General features: G+C 69.9%; 10 protein-coding genes. 7 read left to right on the top strand and 3 right to left on the bottom strand.

The annotated features are described in order from the left end of the window. Positions 1–161: 161 nt before the first annotated feature. The 6 genes from NRK68_RS26105 to NRK68_RS26080 all read left to right on the top strand — a co-directional run bounded on the left by NRK68_RS26105 (position 162) and on the right by NRK68_RS26080 (position 6,526). Positions 162–1,088, top strand: coding sequence for an ABC transporter substrate-binding protein (locus tag NRK68_RS26105; RefSeq protein ID WP_257856918.1), 927 nt, complete (start codon positions 162–164; stop codon positions 1,086–1,088). 2 nt (positions 1,089–1,090) lie between these two features. Beyond that, complete coding sequence (locus tag NRK68_RS26100) at positions 1,091–2,053, top strand: amino acid ABC transporter permease (RefSeq protein WP_257856916.1); 963 nt, start codon at positions 1,091–1,093, stop codon at positions 2,051–2,053. A gap of 8 nt (positions 2,054–2,061) precedes the next feature. After that, positions 2,062–2,814, top strand: coding sequence for an amino acid ABC transporter ATP-binding protein (locus NRK68_RS26095; RefSeq protein ID WP_183068363.1), 753 nt, complete (start codon positions 2,062–2,064; stop codon positions 2,812–2,814). Beyond that, the gene (locus tag NRK68_RS26090) at positions 2,811–4,025 is read left to right on the top strand and encodes a M20/M25/M40 family metallo-hydrolase (protein WP_257856915.1); all 1,215 of its coding nucleotides are present in this window, start codon (positions 2,811–2,813) and stop codon (positions 4,023–4,025) included. Before NRK68_RS26095 ends, NRK68_RS26090 begins: the two co-directional genes overlap by 4 nt. A gap of 172 nt (positions 4,026–4,197) precedes the next feature. After that, positions 4,198–5,490: a cyanophycinase gene (locus NRK68_RS26085; RefSeq protein WP_257856914.1), complete on the top strand. Its 1,293-nt coding sequence runs from the start codon at positions 4,198–4,200 to the stop codon at positions 5,488–5,490. A gap of 163 nt (positions 5,491–5,653) precedes the next feature. Then, positions 5,654–6,526 (top strand): MurR/RpiR family transcriptional regulator, encoded by an 873-nt coding sequence (locus tag NRK68_RS26080; RefSeq protein WP_183068310.1) that lies wholly within the window; start codon positions 5,654–5,656, stop codon positions 6,524–6,526. A 246-nt stretch (positions 6,527–6,772) separates the two neighbouring features. Here the strand turns inward: NRK68_RS26080 and NRK68_RS26075 are convergent, their stop codons facing one another. From NRK68_RS26075 to NRK68_RS26065, 3 genes are all read right to left on the bottom strand, one after another. Next, positions 6,773–9,397, bottom strand: a complete 2,625-nt coding sequence (locus NRK68_RS26075; protein WP_257856913.1) for an RICIN domain-containing protein — start codon at positions 9,395–9,397, stop codon at positions 6,773–6,775. 37 nt (positions 9,398–9,434) lie between these two features. Continuing rightward, positions 9,435–11,804: a non-reducing end alpha-L-arabinofuranosidase family hydrolase gene (locus tag NRK68_RS26070; RefSeq protein ID WP_257856912.1), complete on the bottom strand. Its 2,370-nt coding sequence runs from the start codon at positions 11,802–11,804 to the stop codon at positions 9,435–9,437. Positions 11,805–12,204: 400 nt separating this feature from the next. After that, on the bottom strand, positions 12,205–13,785 hold the full coding sequence (locus NRK68_RS26065) for a sigma-70 family RNA polymerase sigma factor (protein WP_257856911.1): 1,581 nt from the start codon (positions 13,783–13,785) through the stop codon (positions 12,205–12,207). 704 nt (positions 13,786–14,489) lie between these two features. Here NRK68_RS26065 and NRK68_RS26060 point away from each other — a divergent pair. After that, a complete protein-coding gene (locus tag NRK68_RS26060; RefSeq protein ID WP_257856910.1) occupies positions 14,490–16,052 on the top strand; it encodes a DUF8426 domain-containing protein in 1,563 nt (520 codons plus the stop codon). The last annotated feature ends 234 nt before the right edge of the window (positions 16,053–16,286 follow it).

Below are 16,286 nucleotides of genomic sequence, written 5' to 3'. Positions count from 1 at the left end.
GACAGATCGCGGACCGTTACTGCTATGAAACCTGAGTTACATCTAGCCAACTACAGGCCATCCGTGTAATTTCCTGGCATGCCAGACGGTGACGCACGCAGTCGTCGCCGGCCGATCTTCCGAGAGGGTTACCTGTGATGCCAACCCCGTCCCTCCGTCGCGTGTCGACGGCCTCCGCCCTGTCCGTGGCGATCCTCATGACGGTCTCGGCCTGCGGGGACGACGCCTCTGGCGGTGCCGCCGAGGCGCCCGCCGCCACGGTGGCCGGAGTCACGATCGCCAAGGACGCGGCGCTCCACGCCGCCCTGCCCGAGGAGATCAGGGAGTCGGGTGTGGTGCGCGTGGCCACCGATGTCCCGTACGCGCCCTTCGAGATGTTCGTGACCGAAGGCAAGCCCGAGCTGACCGGTCTCGACTACGACCTGGGTCAGGCGCTCGGCGCGAAGCTGGGCGTGAAGTTCGCGTTCACGCCGCAGAAGTTCGACGGCATCGTGCCGGCCATCCAGGCCGGAAAGTTCGACGCGGCGATGTCGGCGATGACCGACAACAAGGAACGGCAGGCGGTCGTCGACTTCGTCGACTACTCCGTCTCCGGGTCCGGGATCATGGTCGTCAAGGGCAACCCCGAGAAGATCACGACCCTGGACGACCTGTGCGGCAGGAAGGCCGCGGTGCAGGCGGCGACCAACCAGCTGGACCTCCTCCAGGAACACCAGGCGAAGTGCAAGGCCGCGGGCAAGGCCGAGATCGACATCCAGACCTTCCCCAAGGACTCCGACGCCCAGCTCGCCCTGCGCTCCGACAAGGTCGTCGCCCAGGTGCAGACGAAGCCCGCCGCAGGCTGGACGGCCAAGACCGCCGACAGCGGTAATGCCTTCGAAGTCGTCGACGACCCGGCCGCCGCCGGCGGCTACGGGGCCTCGCCCAACGGGATCGCCGTGTCCAAGAAGCTGCCGCAGCTCAGCGACGCGATCCAGAAGGCGCTGCAGGCCCTGATCGACGACGGAACCGTCACCAAGATCTTCGACAAGTACGGTGTCGCGTCCATCGCCGTCAAGGAGGCCACCAAGAACGCGGCGGTGGACTAGACATGACCACCACCACGGCTCCCGCGGACCTCGACCGTGCGGCGCCCGAGCAGCTCACGGTCGTTCCGCTGCGCCACTACGGCCGCTGGATCGCGGCCCTCGCGGCGGTCGCCGCCCTGGTCGGCGTGGCCGGATCGCTGGCGAAGAACGGCAATCTCCACTGGGAGATCATCGGCCACTATCTCTTCGCCGACCTGATCTTCTCGGGACTGGCCACCACCCTCTGGCTCACCGTAGCGGCGATGGCCCTCGGGCTCGCCCTGGGCACATTGGTAGCGGTGATGCGCCTGTCGGCCAATCCGGTGCTGTACGGGATGTCCTCCCTCTTCGTCTGGTTCTTCCGGGGCACACCCCTGCTGGTCCAGATCATCTTCTGGGGGTACGCCGCCGCCCTCTACCAGTACGTGATGATCGGTATCCCGTTCACCGACATCACGTTCTTCCGGATCGAGACCAACACCCTGCTCACCCCGGCCGTCGCCGCGCTGCTGGCCCTGGGGCTCAACGAGGCCGCCTACGCCTCGGAGATCGTCCGGGCCGGCATCCAGTCGGTCGACACCGGCCAGACCGAGGCGGCCCATTCCCTCGGCATGCGGCCGGCACTGACGATGCGGCGGATCGTGCTGCCCCAGGCGATGCGGGTCATCATCCCGCCGATGGGTAACGAGACGATCAACATGCTCAAGATGACCGCCCTGGTGTCGATCATCTCGGCGCACGACCTCATGTCCAACATCCAGGCCGTGTACGCGCAGAACTACCAGGTCATCCCCATGCTCGTCGTCGCCAGCCTCTGGTACCTCGGGCTGGTCACCCTGCTCAGCATTCCGCAGGCCTGGCTGGAACGCCGGTACGGGCGCGGCACGGGGCGAGGCGGCCACGTCTCGCCGCTGCGCCGCATGCTCGCCGGAGCCCTCACCCGGCCCGCTGTTGCGAAGAAGGACACCGAGGAGGCGGTCCGGTGAACGTCCCCATGGTCCACGCCCAGGGCGTGCGCAAGCACTTCGGGAAGCTCGAAGTCCTCAAGGGCATCGACCTGACCGTCGAACGCGGGCAGGTGTGCTGTCTACTGGGGCCCTCCGGCTCGGGCAAATCCACCTTCCTGCGCTGCATCAACCACCTCGACAGGGTCGACGGCGGCAGACTCGCGGTCGACGGCGAGCTGGTCGGCTACCGCCAGAGCGGCCTCCGGCTCCATGAACTGCGGGAGAAGGAAGTCGCCGCGAGACGCCGTGACATCGGCATGGTCTTCCAGCGGTTCAACCTCTTCCCCCATATGACCGCTCTCGACAACGTCATGGAGGCCCCGGTCAACGTCTGCGGGGTCGACAGGACGCGGGCCAAGGCCGACGCCCAGGACCTGCTGGAGCGGGTGGGCCTCGGCGACCGGGCCGGCCACTACCCGGCACAGCTGTCCGGCGGGCAGCAGCAACGCGTCGCCATCGCCCGCGCCCTGGCCATGAAGCCCAAGCTCATGCTCTTCGACGAACCCACCTCGGCGCTCGACCCCGAGCTCGTCGGGGACGTGCTGGACGTGATGCGGCAGCTCGCCTCCGACGGCATGACGATGGTCGTCGTGACCCACGAGATCGGCTTCGCACGCGAGGTGGGTGACACCGCCGTCTTCATGGACGACGGAGTAGTCGTCGAATCCGGAGATCCCCGCCAGGTCCTCGTCGAGCCCCAGCAGGAGCGCACCCGCGCGTTCCTCTCCAAGGTCCTGTGACCGCCCCCTCACGGGAGCAGCCCCGCACCACCACGCTGCTCCCGTACGCCGAAGCGCGCCTTGAACGCTATCTGGCCGACCTGGCCCACCTGGTCGCCATCGACTCGGGCTCCTACAGCCCCGCCGGCGTGAACCGGATGGCCGACTGGACCCGGGACCGGCTGCTCGGGCTCGGATTCGACGTCGAGCGCATCACCCCGGCTCCCACCCATGGGCACCCGGTCGGCGACGTGGTCATCGCCCGCAAACGAGGCGAGCTGCCCGTCGCCGAAGGCGGCAGGCGCGTCCTGCTCGTCGCCCATCTGGACACCGTGTTCGAGGACGGCACCGCGGCGACACGGCCCTTCGCGCTCGACGACCGCATGGCGCGGGGGCCGGGCGTCAGCGACGACAAGGGCGGACTGCTCGCGGGACTCAGCGCTCTGGAGATCCTCGACCGGACCGGAGCCCGGCAATACGCCGAACTCGTCTTCCTCGCCACGCCGGACGAGGAGATCGGCTCACCCGCGAGTCGCCCGGTGACGGAGGCGGCGGCGTGCGGAGCCCATTTCGCTCTCGCCCTGGAATGCGCGCGGGAGAACGGCGACGTGGTCATCGCCCGCAAGGGCGTCGCCGACTTCCGGGTGACGGTCACCGGCCGTGCGGCGCACGCCGGCATCGAGCCGGAGCGCGGGGCGAACGCCGCCCTGGCGGCCGCCCACCTGGTCGTGGCCCTCCAGGCACTCAACGGCCACTGGGACGACGTCACGGTCAACGTAGGCGTCGTGCGCGCGGGGACCCGGGCGAACATCGTCTGCCCGGAGGCCGAACTGCGGGTCGAGGTGCGGTCGGCCACCGCCGCAGGCATCACAGCGGCCAGGTCCGCGATCCAAGCCGCCGCCGCACGGCCCGCCGTACCCGGCACCACCGCCAGGGTCGAGCAGCTGGACCTGTGCCCGCCCATGGAGGACACACCCGCCTCGCGCCGCATGTTCGACCGGGCCAGGAGGATCGCCGCGGACCTCGGAGTGCCGCTCGGCGGCGCGGCGACGGGCGGCGTGGGGGATGCCAACTTCATCGCGGGTATCGGCGTACCCACCCTGGACGGGCTCGGCCCGGTCGGCGGCGCCGACCACACCCCCGAGGAATGGCTGGACACCTCCACCGTCCCCGTCCGCGTCGCGCTCCTCGCATCCCTCGTCGCCGAACTCGGCGACGGCCGCGCCGGCTGACGCCCCCATTCACCCCGTACCGGTTTGACCGCGCCATTGCCCGGTACGGGGCCCGGCCCCGCCGGCCCGGTCCTCCACCACGCACCGGGCCGGCGGCCCGCGCCGGGACCGCGGCGGGCCGGCGCCGCCGCGGTCCCGGCCACTACCGACCCCCACCCACAGGAGGCATCCCATGCGCGTCCCGACCGGAGCCCGCCGCACCACCCTGGCGGGCGGCACCGCTCTCCTGCTCACGCTCGCCCTCGCCCCGTCGGCCGGTGCCGACAGCCCCCGCCGTGCCGACGGCCGGGGCTCCCTCGTCCTCGTCGGCGGCGGATTGAAGGCCGACAACACCCAGGTCTACGGCGAGATCATCAAACGGGCCGGAGGAGCCTCGGCGAGGATCGGAGTGATCACCGCCGCCTCCGTACCCGCCAGCCAGGACCCGCACGCCTCCGACCCTGACGCGTGCAGCAACTCGGAGTGCAACGGCGCTTACTACGCAAACCAGTTCGAGCGGCACGGCGCGGCCGACGCCCAGTGGATCCCCGTGGACCTCGACCACATCGCCAATTCCGACTCCGACGAGGTCGTCCGGCAGGTCAAGTCCATGACGGGCTTCTTCTTCGGTGGCGGCGACCAGTACCGCTACGTCACCACCCTGCTCCACGGCTCCGCCCACACCGACTCCAAGGTCCTCGCCGCGATCCGCGCCCAGCTCGCCGCCGGCGCGGTCGTATCCGGCTCCAGCGCCGGAGCGCAGATCGCCGCCGGAGCCGACATGGTGACGGGAGGCGACTCGTACGAGGGACTGCGCGACGGCAGCAGCCCGGGCTACTTCGACGACGCGACCCGGCTCGGCTACCTGCCTGCCGGCGGCTTCGGGTTCCTGCGCTCCGGACTGATCGACACCCACACCGGCGCCTACGGCCGCGAAGGCAGAGCCCTGCGCCTCGCCGCGGACACCGGAAACGACCGCGTGTACGCACTGGAGGAGAACACGGCCCTCATCGTGGAGGCTCCCCGCACGCCGCACGAGCGCCTGCGCGTTCTGGGTCCCCGAGGAGTCGCCGTCCTCGACCTCCGTCAGGCCCGCCCCGGGAGGACCTCCTCCGGAGGGTGGTCCCTCACCGGTGCCCGCTACAACTACCTCACCGACGGCGACGAGTACGACCCGAACCGGTGGCGCGTCCTGCCCGCCCCCGGCAAGCGGCCCCTGATACCGACCTCCACCTCACCCGTCCCCGCCAACCCCGACGTGTTCTGTTCCGCGGCCAACCCCGCGGGCGTCCCGTACTCCTTCCTGGGCACCGCGCGCGCCCTCGCGGCCAGCAGTACCCAGCGCACCGCGGCCGCGGCCACCTTCGAGAGCGGACCCAGGTTCACCGTCACCTTCAGCAAGCAACCCGGATTCACCGCCTGGACCGGTGACGGCGCCACCGCGCGCACCATCATCGGCCTGCGGACAGCCGTCGCTCCGCAATGACTCCGCCCTGACCTCACTCCGGGTGACCGGGCCGGCCGGACACCGGGAGGGGATCCGGCCGGCCCCACCCCCCGACCAGCGGCAGTAGGCTCGACCCGCCACCTGTCACTTGTCACTTGTCACTTGTCACCTCGATACCGACTCCCGAAGGGAGATCCCGCGCATGGCCCCTGGCACGCTCGCCGACGAGATCCGCCTCAAGCTGGGCGACGTCAGCCCCGCCGAACGCAAGGTCGCGCGCGTGCTGCTCGCCGGCTACCCGTCAGCGGGCTTCGAAACCATGGCCGTGCTCGCGGAGCGGGCGGCCGTCAGCGCCCCGACCGTCCTGCGGTTCGTCAACCGGCTCGGATACCGGGGCTTCCCCGACTTCCAGGCCGCGCTGCGGGCGGAGCTCGACGAGCGCAACGCCTCCCCGCTCTCCCTCTACGAGGCCACCGACTACGGGCGCAGCAAGGGCGGGCCGGGCGAGGACCTCTCGCTCCTCCAGCGGGGCAGCAACGTTTTCAGCGGCGCGGTGGCACAGACCCTCGCCGAGCTGCCCCCGCACGACCTCGAACACGCGATCAGACTGCTGTCCGACGGCAAACGCCGCATCACCCTGGCCGGCGGACGCTTCACCAACCTCTTCGCCCAGTACCTGGGCCTGCACCTCATGCAGCTGCGCGACGACGTACGGTTCCTGCCCGACCGCGATGTCGAACGCACCGCCGTGTTCGCGGCTCTCCACCGGCGTGACGTCCTCGTCGTCTTCGACTACCGGCGCTACGAGCAGGACAAGGTGGCGATGGCCGAACTCGTGCAGGCCCAGGGCGGAAAGGTCATCCTCTTCACCGACATGTGGCTCTCACCCGCGTCCACCCACGCCGAGGTGGTCCTGCCCAGCCAGGTCGCGGCCCCCTCCCCGTACGACAGCCTGGTCCCCACCCTCGCCGTCATCGAGACGGTCGTCGCCGGAGTGCTCACCGCTCTCGGCGAAGACGCCCACCAGAGGATGCGGCACGGTGAGGACACCGCCCGCCGCATGGGCCTGTACTGACGGAGACCTCACCTGCCGGCCCGTCGGTGTTCCTCGCCCGTGCGGGTGACAGGTTCCCGGTCCGCCGGTTTCCGGACCGGCGGTCGCCCGCTGGACGGACAGCGGGGGCACCGCCTACGAACCCGGACCGCCTGACAGCGGAAAGCCGCCCTCCGACCGAGATGTCGCATCGGTCAGGAGGGCGGCAGTCTGTCAGTGCTCACACGTCGGCTCAGGCGTCGAGCGTGAGTGCATCCGGTGTCCTGGTCAGGAGGGGTCGCCGTACTGGAGGCCGCGGCCGTTGGTGCCGATGTAGACGCGGCCGAAGACATCGGGGTCGCCGGTGATGACGCCGACGCCGCCGATGGCGCCCCACTGATGGGCGTCGTCGTTGACGCGGAGCCAGGTGGCGCCCTTGTCGGTGGAGCGGAAGACGCCGGTGACGTCCTTGACGGTGCCGAGCAGGTAGAGGGCCTGGTAGGAGGCGCCGGGTGCGGCCTTGCCGAAGCCGAGGGCGGAGGCGGACTTCACCGTGGTGAGCGCGGTGAAGGTGCGGCCGCCGTCGGTGGAGCGCAGCAGCCCCTGGCCGCCGTCGGCGATCCACAGGTCTCCGGCGATGCCGGGGACGGCCGTGAGCCGGCCGGCGGGCAAGCCGGTCGCCCGGGCGGTGAAGGTCGCCCCACCGTCGGTGCTGGCGTGCAGCGTGCCGCGGAACAGGGAGTAGAAGGTTCCGGCCGAGGAGCGGTCGGCGACGACGACGACGTCGGTGCCCAGTCCGCTGACCTTCGACCAGCTGGCCCCCTTGTCGGTCGAGCGGTACGGGACCTGGCCGGCCTGGGTCCAGACGATGGTCGAGCCGTCGGCCGCGAGCGCGACACGGCCGTCCTGGGCACCGGCCACGGGCTCGGCCTTGAAGCCGTTCCAGCTGGTGCCGCCGTCGGTGGAGTAGGCGCCGTCCTGCGCGCCGCCGCGGCCGACGCGGACCATCATCGAGGGCATGGACTGGGCGAAGTCGATGTCCGTGCTGTTGGTCATCATCGGATTGCCCAGCCGCCCGGCCGGGACCTTGTTCAGGTCGTCGTGGCGGAAACCGCCCTGGTCGCCCATGGCGGTGACGACGGCGGCACCGCCGGGCGGGGCGATCGCGTCCATCAGCGCGGTCTCCTCCAGCCCCCGCGCCCCCGCGGTCCAGTGGCTGGTGCCGCCGCTGTCGGTGGCGTGGGCGTCCTTGCTGCGCCAGATGCCGTTGCCGGTGCCGTACAGCACGTGCCCGGAGTCGAAGGGGTCGATGGCCAGAGCGGTCATCCAATGCCCGGTGTGGGTGCCGACGTAGGGAGCGCCGGAGGCGTTCCGCACCGACTTGTCCGCCAATGCCTTCCAGGTCGTGCCGCCGTCGGTGGTGCGGTAGATCTCGTCCTCGGGCCACCAGCGGTCGAGGGTGGTGACCATCACCGTGGACGGCTGGCGCGGGTCGACGGCCAGGCCGGAGAACCCGTAGCCGCCCTGGGACGGGGAGACGTTCTTCCACGTTCCGCCGGCCGGTGCGTACTTCCAGACCGATCCGGCCGTCACGCCGTTGGGCCCGAGGGCGTTGGTGTACGTCAGGTACAGCGAGCCGTCACCGGAGACCACGCCGTGTTGCGGCAACTGGCCCGTGGGCTGCCCGGGGACCGCCTGCCAGGTGCTGCCGCCGTCGGTGGAGCGGTACAGGGAGGTGGACGTGTCGGCGACGCCGGCGTAGACCGTATTGCTGCCTGCCGGGCCGTACGTCACGAAGGAGATGCCCGCACCGCTGCCCGCCCCGTCCTTGACGGGGAACGAGGAGACCTGCCGCCACGTCGCGCCGCTGTCCGTGCTGCGCCACAGGCCGTTCTTGCGGGTGCCGAGCAGCAGGATGCGGTTGTCGGAGGGGTCGACCACCAGCCGTTCGCCCGCTCCGCGGCCGTCCTCGTTGGCGCCCAGCTTGAAGGGGAGATCGGTGCGCTGAAAGGTACGGCCCCGGTCCGTGGAGCGCAGGATCGCGCCGTTGCCGGCCCAGTCGTTGGTGTAGGTGCCGGTCGCGAGGTAGAGCCGGCCGGGGTCGACGGGGTCGGTGGCCAGCGCGTCGATGCCCAGCAGGTTCCAGTCCTTCTCTCCGAGCCAGTCGGTCAGCGGGATCCACTGCTCGGCCGCGGCGTCCCAGCGGTAGGCGCCGCCCATGTCGGTACGCGCGTACAGCAGCCCCTTCTCCCGGGGGTTGAACACCAGTCCGGTGACATAACCGCCGCCCACCACCTGGGCGTTCTTCCACGCGTACGGTCCGGTCCCGGTGGCCGGCGCATCGGCCGTCTTCACCAGCTTCCACTGCTGGTTGGTTCTGCCATGGCCGCCGTACTGGATGACCGCCGCACCGTCGGCCGTGGAGGCTCCGGAGACGTCCAGGACCTGGCCGGTCCTGCGGGAGGTGAAGGTGACGGCGTCGGAACCGCTCACCTCGTCGATCCGCCACTCCTGGGAGGCGGAAGAGCTGTCGGTCTGCTGCTCGGCGGCAGCCGCCTGCGCGGTCGAATCGCCCGCTATGCCGAGCACTTTGCCGCTGTTGCGGTTCACCAGCTCGTAGTAGCCGTCGCCGGTGGACCGCAGCCGCCACTGCTGGTTGGCCGTGTTCTGGTCGGTCCACTGCTGGATACGGGTGCCGTCGGCGGTGGAGAAGGCGTTGACGTCCAGCACCTTGCCGCTGCGCACCGAGACCAGCTTGTAGTAGGCCCTGTCGTCGACCGTCGCGGCCTGCGAGTCGTCCTGCACGAACAGGAGGTACGGCACGACGGTGGCGGGCACACCGAGCAGCAGGGCGGTGGCGGTGCTGCGACGGCGGTGACGTCCGCGGCGCCCGGCGTTGGTGGGGTTGTTCATGGGGTGTTTCTCCTTGTGCAACCGTGGATCGGGCAGGTCAGCGCTGCAGGGTGAGGACGCCCGGCCGGTACGGCAGTTGGTCGTAGGGTCCGCCCGCGGTGGGGGACTTGCCCTGGTACAGGAACTGCAGGTTGCAGGGGTCGACGGTCATGGTCTGGTCGGGGTTGGTGCGGATCAGGTCACCGTGGCTGATGTCGTCGGTCCAGGTGGCGCCGCTGTTGGCCTTGCCCGCGAAGGGGTTGCTTTCGCTGTCAGCCTGCGGGGTCCACGCACCGCTCAGGCTGGAGGCCGTGAACGAGCGGAAGTAGCGCCGCTCGTTCGCACCCCGAGCCTCGACGATCATGAGGTACTGGTTCCGGCCCTGGACCTTGTAGACCTGGGGCGCCTCGAAGAGGTTCTTCTCCGTGTCACTCATGACCGCCGTGTACGACGAGCCGAAGTTGCCCGGGAAGTTCCCGATCGGCATGCTCGCTCGGTAGATCTTGCCGTTGTCACCGGCGAAGAACAGGTACATGTTCTTCTCGTCGGCGATCAGGGTCTGGTCGATCGGTCCGGTGCCGGATTCGGTGCGGGGGATGCTGCCGGTGAACAGCGGCTGCGGCGCGGACCAGCCGTTGGGGTCGGTGGGGTCGCTCGACGTGCGGTAGCTGAAGGGCGAGGCACCCCACTGGTACGCCAGCACCCAGATCTTCTTGGGCGCGAAGTAGAACAGGGTGGGCGCCACCGCGTTCTGGCTCATCCGGATCTGCCCGGCCGACGCCAGGTCCGACCAGTTCGTGAAGGGGCTGAACGCCATCGAGCCGTACGAGGTCCCCGACGCGCTCGACGCGTAGACCAGGTGCTGGCCGCCCAGCATCACGTGGGTGAAGTCCTTCACCGCGGCCCATCCGTTCGACGGCTGTGCGAGGGGACCCGTCGAGCTCCACTTGTACGTCGTCGGGAGATCGCACGTGCCGCTGCCCGTCCCGGACGACGCGGTCCAGGTCCACTTCTGGTTGTTGACGGCCGCGCAGGCGTACAGCTGGATCGTGGTGCCGTTCGCGGTGGCGGCGCCGACGGCGTCGAGGCACAGCCCGGACTGGACGCCGGTGATCGAGCCGTTGGTGTTGATCTTCCACTGCTGGTTGGCGCCGCCGTTGCAGTCCCAGACGATCACCGAGGTGCCGTTGGTGGTGCCCTTGCTCTTGGCGTCCAGGCACTTGTTGCCGTGCACCTTCAGTTGCTTGGCGGCGGTGTAGGTCCAGCGCTGGCCCGCCTGTCCGCCGCAGTCGTACAGGTGTGCCCGGGTGCCGTTGGCGGTGGCGGAGCCGGGGATGTCGACACAGCGGCCGGAGGCAACGCCCTTGATCTCCCCCGTACCGTCGGTCGGCTTGCCCGGGGTGGTACCGGAGCCGGAATGGAGAGCGCCCATGACGGCGGCGTACGCGGGCTTGGGCTTGCCACCGCTGTCGAACAGCAGCGGGCTCTCGCCGCCGCGCCATGAGTCGCTGTCACGGACACCCCACACCGTGATGCCGGTGCACCGGGCCACGGACAGGCAGGTGCTGACCGTGTTCGCGTAGTGGGCGGGTGCTGCCTGGGCGATGTCCAGCTCGGTGATCTGGACGTCGACGCCCAGGGCGGCGAAGCCGGCCAAAGTGGTCTTGAAGCTCGCCGGCGGGCCGCCCGCCCCGAAGTGGCTCTGGAACCCGACGCAGTCGATCGGCACGCCACGGGACTTGAAGTCCTTGACCATGCGGTAGACGCCCTGGGTCTTGGCGTCCGACCAGTTCTCGATGTTGTAGTCGTTGTAGCAGAGCTTGGCCGAGGAGTCGGCCGCGCGGGCGGTGCGGAACGCCTCCTCGATGAAGCCGTCGCCCAGCACCTCCTGGAAGACCGAGCTGCGGAGTCGTCCGCTGCCGCCGTCGGCGAACGCCTCGTTGACCACGTCCCAGGCGTAGATCTTGCCCTTGTAGTGGGTCATCTGGGTCGTGATGTGGTGGTTCATCACACCGCGCAGCGTCTGCGCGTCGCGGATGGAGCCGACCCAGGCGGGGAGCTGCGAGTGCCAGACCGTGGTGTGGCCGCGCACGCGCTGGCCGCGTGCCAGGGCACGATCGACGATCCGGTCCGCGGGGCCGAAGTTGAAACGGCCGCGGGACGGTTCGACGGTGTCCCACTTCATCTCGTTCTCCGGGGTGACCATGTTGAACTCCCGGTCCGCGATCGCGGTGTACGCGGAGTCGCCGAGCCTGCCGGCGGCCACCGCCGTGCCGAAGTACCTGCCCGAGGGACCGGCCTGGGTGCCCAGGCCCGCGGCTCCGGCGGAGCCGGGGAGGAGCGTCACGACGCCGGCCACCAGCGCCGTGGCCGACAGTCCTACCGCCCATGTCCGGCGACGCCGGCGGAGTCGGTGCAGGCCCTTCATGATTCTCCTCCGAGGTCCTGCGTACCGGCCGTTCCGGGTTCGTGGGTGTGTTGCGTCATGTGAGGGGCTTTCTTCAGGGGATACGTCGGTGAGGAGTCGGGACCCTGCCGCGTCGGCACGTCATGACGGCGGCGGGAAAGACACCCCTGAAGTGGAGGCTTGCGAGCACGCGGTCGCGTAACAGAAAAGTGGCGCCGCCCGCGGGATTGCCCCGTGATGCATCTCGCAGGCAGAAAGCGTTATGCCGGGCGCCGTGGGCTGGTCGCGCCCGCGGGAGAGGGGCGTTGCACCGATCCGCGGTGAACGCCGGCCACGGCGTGGTGCAACCGCGGGACATACTGCTGGAGGATCACCAGCTGGGACCCTGCGACCCGGTCGGGACCGACCCGAGGAGTGGTGCTCAGGCCCCGGGGGTGCGCACGATGAAGGAAGCCTGGCCGGCGAAGGCCCGCGTACCGTCGGAGCCGTCGAGCCAGATGCCACCGTCGCGGTGGCGGAGGACCGTTCCGGGATAGTTGTGCGATTGCAGGGTCACGGACCCGGCGACCGCCCCGGGACGCGGACAGAAGGTGGCGTCTTCACGGAACAGTGCGCTGCCGTCGTCGGTGCTCAGCCGCAGCCGCAGGTAGTGGTGCCGAAGATACCGGCCGTCCGCGGCGCGGAAGGTGACGCAGCGCGTGTCGGCCAGTCCCCCGACAACCGTGAAGGCGACCCGCTGTCGTGCCTGCGCGCCGCTGGACGCGGCGACGCTGCCGAGCGACGCGAAGTCGCCCGTATACGTGACGAACAGGCCGGGACTGTCCGCGGACTCCAGCGACTGTGCGCCCAGCGGAACGGTGCCCTCGACGGCGGACGGGCTGACCGGGGGCGGGCTCACCGGGGACGGACTCGCCGGGGACGGTCCGGCCGAGGTGGCGGTGCGCGAGGGAAGGGGCGTGGGAGTGCCGACCGTGGGAGCGGCGGTGGCGCCGGGCACTCGCGGCGCCGGTTCGGGCCAGGTCGCATAGGTGGCTGTCCCCGCGATGAGCACCGCGCCGGTCGCGAGGCTCACCAGCGGCTGAGCGGTCACCGCCTGGAGTTTGCCGATCAGAGCGCCGTGCAGACCGCCTCCCCCCGACGCCGTGCCGACGGCGACGGGGGCCGCGGCCAGCCCGGCGGCGCTCGCTGCCGTACCCGACAGCAGGCCCTTGGCGGCCAGCGCGGCGATCAGTGCGGCCGGAACGGCCAGCGTCGTGAGGCTGAGGGGCAGCAGTTCGGCCGGAACCCGTTCCGCCGACGCCTGTGTGCAGACCGGGCAGTCACGTGTGTGCCGCGCGATCCGCTTGCGCCACACCGATGCACGGTGACCGTCCCAGCCGACAACGGTCTCCCCCAGCTGCGGACAGCGCGGGTCGGTCTCCAGCGCGGCGACGATCGTCCGGCACAGTTCCAGCTGCTCCCGCATGCGTTGGAGGCGCACTCCGACGTGCGCGACCGTGAGCCCCGTCGCGGCAGCCATGTCCTCCCGGCTGAGCAGGCCGGCGCATTCCTGCCACCACAGCGACAGCAGCACCCGCTGGTCCGGGTCGAGCCACCGGCCGGCTTCGACGACCCGGCGCCGCTCGTCCGACACGTGCAGCCGCAGGATCGTCACGTCCACGGGCTCGGCGCCGGCGTCCGGTATGCGGCGTGCCTCGTCGATGACCGTGGTCCGGTCGGCGAGGGCGTGCTGCCGGTGCAGGTGGCTGTTGATCTGGCGGAGCGTGATCGACACCATCCAGGACCGAAAGCTCTCCGGGGCACGCAGGGCGGGCAGGTCACGCACCACACGCAGGAGGGTCTCCTGGACGACGTCGTCGACGTCGGCATGTCCGCTCAGCGCCCGCCCGACGATGTTGTACAGCAACGGCAGGTACGCGGCGATCAGCTCCTCGCGCGCCCGCTCGTCACCGGCCTGCGCCGCGACGACCAGCCCCGCGTGGTCTGCGTCCTTGAGCCCCATTCCCACCTTCTTCAGGGGAGCGATCCGCCGAGTACGGCGGCACACCCTAGCCTTGACGAAGGCATACGGCCAAAGCGTGCGCCTCGGGCGGACGGTCCGAGCCCGTGTCGCCAGGGAAGGCCCGGCCCGGGGTGCGCCCGTCCCACTCGGCCAACAGCTCAACAGCCGGCGCTCCGAACACCGCAGCACGCCTGAGAGCTGACAGCGGAGAGCTCCACTCGTTGGCCGCCAAGCCTGAATGACGGCCCATCAGACCTCGTGCCGTCCGTGCGTCAAACGCGCGTCACGTGCGTCGAACATGCGTCAAACAGACTCAAGATCAATGTGCATTGCGTGCGTTACGGGCACTACGGGCGGTTCTTGACGCACGTCGCAGCATCCCCAGGGGCTCCCAGGCCGGCCGCCGATGTGGCGGTAGCGGCACCGTGATCAAGGTCTTATGCTGCTGTAGCCGTCCCTCCGAAGCGCCGACGAGGGCTCGGAACCCGGCACAGGTACGGAGCCCACGCCCCGCGCGGAATCTCACAGCGCACCTTGTATGTCGCGCTCCCCTCGAGTCCGGGGCGCGAGTCGTGCCTTGCACAGACAGTCTCCCGGGGTCGAGTTCCCCTGCGGCATCGCCCGTCGGCAATGCCCTGGCCGGCTTGGAACGACGTCTGGCTGTGATCTCGCTTGTACCAAGTCCGCTGACCAGGAAAACTCGGGTGCGCATCTGGATGGTTGACGAGGGGGCGGGCATGGTGCGGGCATGGACGGTACGGGGCGGACAGTCAGGAGAACGGGAGCAGGCCGCACTCTCCGAGGGGCTGGCGATCGTGGGCTGGGAGGAGCTCGGCGACCTCAGCGACTGCTCTTCATCCGACGACATCGGTGATCTGCTGGCCAAGGCGTACCCCGGTGAGGCGGTTGGCACCATCGACAACTGGAAGCGCCAGCTCTGGCGCTTCATCGGGATGGAGATCGGCGACTACGTCGTCATGCCGCGCAAGCATCTGTCGGTCGTGGCCCTGGGCCTGCTGACCGGGCCGTACGAGTATCGGGCCACAGCGTCGCCTGGCTTCCGACACGTGCGGAGGACGGACTGGGTACGCCCGGCCCTGGAGCGAGCTGCTGTTCGGGGTGATCTGCGGGACAGCATGGGGGCCTTCCTCACGGTCAGCGAGTTGAGTCGGCGCGACGCCGCGGTACGCGTACAGGCTCTCGCAGAGACGGGTGCGGACCCGGGTTACGTGGGTGACGGCGAGCCACCCAACGGCCCGGAGGGCTTGGTGAGCGATGTCCGGGACAGCGGCACCAGGCAGTTGACCGCCCGTGACCTGATCGGCTTGTGGGGGTGGAAGCGGCGGACCTCTGATGTCATCGATCTGGTGGATCAGAACCTCGCGGAGCTCGGTCTCCGGGTAGATCCTCACTTCAACGACGTGCAGTTGGACGGCCTCGTCACCGTGTATGCGGCAGAACCCACTGGCCTTGGAGAAGGCATCCATGATCAGGTCCGAGCGGACGAGCAGCGGGCGCATGCGAAAGCCGATGGCCCGCGTGACCGTGACCTGACCTGGCGGATCGGCAACCTTCCCTTCGTTCGGGAGGTTGTGACGGTCCGGAGGGACGATGCACTGAGCCGGGCGATCACCCCGATGATCGAGAGCGACTTCTCCCAGCTTCCGGTCGTGGACCACAACAACGTGCTGCGTGGAGTCGTCACCTGGGAGGGAATCGCACGGGCGCAGCTCGGCGGCAGGACTGCCACCGTGGCGAACGCCCTGGATCCGCATCCCGAGACCGCCCGGGTGGAACATGCTCTTTTCGATCGGATGGACCGCATCCAGCGGAGTGGCTTCACGATCATCGTAGACGGCGAGAACACAGTGATCGGGATTCTGACCTCGACCGACCTCGCGGGACAACTGAAGCAGCGCATCGAGCCGTTCATTCTTCTGGAGGAGCTGGAACGGCGGCTGCGCCGCCTGATCAGGCACTTCTCCACCGATGAGCTGCCGAGGGAGATCCGCAGGACGATGGAGCGCGGTCAGCATCTCAGCCTCGGCCAGTACGTCTTCCTGGTGGAGGACACCCACTGCTGGAACAAGTTGGCGTGGCCCTTCGAGCAACAGGACATCAGCCGGCGGCTGGCCACCGTGCGGGACTACCGCAATGACCTCGCCCACTGGGCAGTGGACGCACCTGCCGAGGATGCCGCGGCTCTGGCCGCTACGGGCGGGTTGCTCAAACTCCTGAAGGTCGTGGATCACGACCCGGCCGTCTGACACCTTTCCCACCAGGCTCAGCCCCCGCGGGAAAAACGCATGGGGCCGCCAGTCCGCTCCTCGTCAGGCGAGTTGCGGCGGGGCACTTGCCGGCAACCGTGTCGGTGGCCTACACCAAGGTCATCTCACATGCGCGAGATCCACTCCCGCGAGGGGAAGCAGCAGCGCCTTCGAGGACCGGGCGGCGCGCCGTGCTCGAACCGCCCCGGTCACCCGCCCCTGATGCACTGCTTC

It is taken from the genome of Streptomyces yangpuensis (assembly GCF_024666385.1).
GTDB lineage: Bacteria > Actinomycetota > Actinomycetes > Streptomycetales > Streptomycetaceae > Streptomyces > Streptomyces yangpuensis.
This window is presented reverse-complemented; position numbering and strand designations above follow the sequence as displayed.

Excerpts from the sequence above, each read along its gene's own strand:
- NRK68_RS26085 (WP_257856914.1), top strand. The coding sequence starts at position 4,198 with ATGCGCGTCCCGACCGGAGCCCGCCGCACCACCCTGGCGGGCGGCACC.
- NRK68_RS26080 (WP_183068310.1), top strand. The coding sequence starts at position 5,654 with ATGGCCCCTGGCACGCTCGCCGACGAGATCCGCCTCAAGCTGGGCGAC.
- NRK68_RS26100 (WP_257856916.1), top strand. The coding sequence starts at position 1,091 with ATGACCACCACCACGGCTCCCGCGGACCTCGACCGTGCGGCGCCCGAG.
- NRK68_RS26095 (WP_183068363.1), top strand. The coding sequence starts at position 2,062 with ATGGTCCACGCCCAGGGCGTGCGCAAGCACTTCGGGAAGCTCGAAGTC.
- NRK68_RS26070 (WP_257856912.1), bottom strand. The coding sequence starts at position 11,804 with ATGAAGGGCCTGCACCGACTCCGCCGGCGTCGCCGGACATGGGCGGTA.
- NRK68_RS26075 (WP_257856913.1), bottom strand. The coding sequence starts at position 9,397 with ATGAACAACCCCACCAACGCCGGGCGCCGCGGACGTCACCGCCGTCGC.
- NRK68_RS26065 (WP_257856911.1), bottom strand. The coding sequence starts at position 13,785 with ATGGGGCTCAAGGACGCAGACCACGCGGGGCTGGTCGTCGCGGCGCAG.